3 protein-coding genes are annotated in these 3,715 nt (G+C 60.9%); 2 read left to right on the top strand and 1 reads right to left on the bottom strand.

What is annotated here, in order from left to right:
* A partial coding sequence (locus EOA86_RS26420; protein WP_245497378.1) for a TonB-dependent receptor occupies window positions 1-1,875 on the bottom strand: 1,875 nt, incomplete at its 3' end.
* Between the two features lie 290 nt (window positions 1,876-2,165).
* Here EOA86_RS26420 and hemP point away from each other — a divergent pair.
* Together hemP and EOA86_RS26410 are read left to right on the top strand one after the other, a co-directional pair.
* A complete protein-coding gene (gene hemP / locus EOA86_RS26415) occupies window positions 2,166-2,372 on the top strand; it encodes a hemin uptake protein HemP (RefSeq protein ID WP_095494491.1) in 207 nt (68 codons plus the stop codon).
* Window positions 2,373-2,429: 57 nt separating this feature from the next.
* Window positions 2,430-3,524: a hemin-degrading factor gene (locus tag EOA86_RS26410; RefSeq protein ID WP_128344376.1), complete on the top strand. Its 1,095-nt coding sequence runs from the start codon at window positions 2,430-2,432 to the stop codon at window positions 3,522-3,524.
* The last annotated feature ends 191 nt before the right edge of the window (window positions 3,525-3,715 follow it).

Genomic DNA, 3,715 nt, shown 5'->3' with positions numbered 1-3,715 from the left:
TACTTGGGAAGACGGCACGGTGACGAGGTCTGCCCGCTCGCCGTCATATGAGATGGTGTGGCCATCGATGATCGACGCCGAAAGCCCGGCGAAACCCCAGCTGGCGTCATAGACGCCTTCCATTTCAAAGCCGCGAATCTTGGCTTCTGCAAAGTTCTGGTACTGGAAGCAGATCGGGATGCCGGGGCCGAATGGGCAGCCGCTGGTCGGGTCGAATGCCGACAGGGTGACGCCGTCGATGTAGTCTTCGACATCGTTGTTGAAGTAGGCCGCCTTGAAACGAAACGCGTCGCCAGCTTCGAGGATGTCGTCCAGCTTGTGGTTGACACCGAATTCGACGGTCTTGCCGATTTCAGGTTTCAGATCGGGATTGGGGAGAAACGGAAAGCTGACGCCTGCCGGATGGTTGCCGCTGATGAGGGTTTCCGACAGCGACGGGGAGCGATATCCCTCCGCATAGGTGCCGTAGAGTTGCAGTCCCGAAAGGCTGGCGGTTTCGAACGGCGAGACGCCGACGGTGATGCGCGGCGACAGCCGGTCGCCTGAGGCTTCGCCGACATCGCTTTCGAGCTTATAGCTGTCGTAACGCAGCCCGGCGATGACCTCGAGCCAGTCCCAGGTGAGCTTGTCCTGGATGTAAGCGCCAGAAACGTTTCGCTTGCCCGAAGGTGTATAGAAACTGGCGCCGCCTGCTGCGCCACCCGTCTCGACGTCGTCGCCAACCCAGTCGCCACCGTAGGTCAGCTCGTGCGCAATACCGGTGGTCTCGAACCGCGAGGTGTTCCAGATGTCGATGCCCGAAGTGGCGATATCGAAGGTCGACATCGAACCCGCCGGCAGGACGATGGGAAGACCGGTGACGGGATCAAACCGGTTTTGCGGAACAAGGCTCGTCATGACCAAATTGGTCTTGTTGTAGGAGGCGTTGATGTGGAGATCGAGCCAGCTCTTGTCTTCGTCGGTGATATTGTAGCGGCCGGTGAAGGTGTTCGCCTCCAGGTCGACGTCATTCGCCGGCGTGCCGCCGCTGACCTCGTTCCAGCCGTCGCTCGTGCCATTCCAGCCCAGCTTCAATTCGCTGTTTTCACTAGGGCGGATGGTCGTCTTGAGAAGACCGCTTAAAACGTCGAAGCCGGTGCCGTTCACCGTATCGCCGCCGCCATCCTTGTAGTCGTCATAGTCGCGATAGACGATGTTGCCGAGGACATCCCAGTTTTCGTTGAAACGGTAGGCGCCGGCGGCGCTGGTCGTCCAGCCTTCGCCGTTGCTCTCGTAGCGCCCGGTCGCGGACGCGGCCCATATCTCGCCGTCGCGAAGATAGTCTTCCGCGTCCTTGGTCTCAAACAAGGCGACGCCGCCGATGGCGCCCGAGCCGTAGGTGTTGGCGACCGGGCCGCGGATCACGTCGACAGATTTGATGAGCTCCGGGTCGATGTAGAAGGTCGATTGCGTGCCGTGGTCGGAGCGCTGGAAATTCTGCCGCGCACCGTCGACGATCACCGCGACGCGGCCGAAATCCTGCAAGCCACGGATATTGATGCTGGAGCTGACGCGCCTTGCGTCTGCCTGGACCGCTACACCCGGCACACCCAACAGCATTTCGTTTGGCGTAGTCGCCATGCGGCGTTCCAATTGCTCCTGATCGACATGGCTGACCGAAGCCAGGGAATCGATCGCCGTCTCGCCGGTGCGGCTGATGACCAGGATCTGGTCGAGCAGCGTTGCGCCTGCCGGGGCAGCCTCTTCAGGCGTCTGCGCTTGTTCGGCCTGCTGCTGGTCTGCTGTCGGTTGGGCGGCCTGTTGAGCGTTTGCCGATGGCGTGAGCAGAGCGATCGCCGCAGCACCCGCCAGCAATGCCGCCATGCCCTTTGCCATTGATCGATGCGCCGGACTTCGATGCGCCCTAACTGGGCTGCCATTCGCCAGACCCAGCCGTCCCCAATTCGCCAACCCCATGCCCCAACTCCAAAATTCCAGGTTCGATGCTGGCTGGCGTGGCGCTTGCTGGCATTTTTCGTCGTGTCCGGCGTCTTAAATCTTGACTAACCTAGTCCGGTATTGCACTGACTAATAAACATGATTATTCAAGTCAAGAAATGAATCGGCATTTCACGCAAGCGTCGAGCCAGCCGACCAAGCCCGGCCCAGGAAAGGGATCGAACCAGATGAACACGCACAATCCCAATGACTTTCGCTATCGCGTCCGCCGTTCCGACGACAATTCGGCTCGTTTCGATCGGGTCCCGTTGACCGTGAGGACCCTGTCCAGCAACACACTGTTCCAAGGCGAGCACGAGATCGGCATCGAGCACCATGGTGCGCTCTATCGGTTGAAGATTACCCGCCAGGGCAAGCTGATCCTCAACAAGTAGCTGCAAGGCGAGTGGCTGTAAGGCGAGTGAGTGTTAAGACAAGCAGGTGTTTAAGACATGGACCAGCGCGTAAAACCCGCTCCGCACGAGATCCGGCGGGCGCGGGCAGACAATCCGAAGACGCGCGAGCGCGATCTCGCCGCCCAGCTTGGCATTTCGGAAGCCGAGCTGATCGCTGCGCATTGCGGCGACGGAGTCGTCCGCGTCGAGCCGCGCGTCAACGACCTTCTGACCGGCCTCGAAGCCGTCGGCGAGGTTATGGCGCTGACCCGCAACGAAAGCGCGGTGCACGAGAAGATCGGCGTCTACGACAAGGTCGTTACCGGCAACCACAATGCCATGGCGCTTGGCGAAAATATCGATCTGCGCATCTTCCCGAAAGTCTGGGCGCACGGCTTTGCCGTCGAAAAACGCGACGGCGGCGATATCAGGCGCAGCCTGCAGTTCTTCGATGCGGCAGGCGAGGCGGTGCACAAGGTGCATCTGCGGCCCGCGTCCAACCTCTATGCCTATCAGAAGCTGGTGGCCGAACTCGAATCGCCGAACCAGGAGTCAATGGTTGCGATTTCAGAGGGGGTCGCGATTTCAGAAGGGGCGATTTCAGAAGACGGGCTCGAGAGCGAGGCCGGGCCTTCCTACGCTCCCGCTGATGTCGACGATCTGCGCGACCGCTGGAGCCGCCTGACGGACGTGCATCAGTTCTTCGGCATGCTGAAGACGCTGAAGCTCGACCGCCGCCAGGCGATGCGCATGGTCGGCCAGGATTACGCCTGGCTGCTCGACAACGATGCCGTCAGCGCCATGTTCCATCATGCCGCCGAGGGCGAGATGCCGATCATGTGCTTTGTCGGCAATCGCGGCTGCATCCAGATCCATTCGGGCCCGATCAAGTCGATCAAGCCGATGGGGCCTTGGCTCAACGTGCTGGACGAAACCTTTCACCTGCATCTGCGAACCGACCACATCCATGAGGTCTGGGCCGTGCGCAAACCGACCAAGGACGGCCATGTCACGTCTCTCGAAGCCTATGGCGCCGACGGCAAGATGATCATCCAGTTCTTCGGCAAGCGCCATGAAGGTGAAAGCGAGCGCGAGGACTGGCGGTTTCTGGCAGAGAACCTGCCGCGCATTCCAAGCCCGACCGCAGCCTGAGGACAACGAAAATGGCTCCTTTGCTTAGACGGGCGGGTGTTTTCAGAATGGCGCTTGGGGCCACGATCGGCCTTGCCCTGGCCTCTGCCGCATTGCTGCCGGTCCGTGCCGCAGAAGGGGCGGAGGTCTTTGCGGACCCGTCGAGGATAGCGGCCATCGGCGGTTTGGTCTCCCCGCTCGTCTTTTCGCTC

This window comes from Mesorhizobium sp. M5C.F.Ca.IN.020.32.2.1 (assembly GCF_004023105.1).
GTDB classification, from domain to species: Bacteria; Pseudomonadota; Alphaproteobacteria; order Rhizobiales; family Rhizobiaceae; genus Mesorhizobium; species Mesorhizobium wenxiniae.
This window is presented reverse-complemented; position numbering and strand designations above follow the sequence as displayed.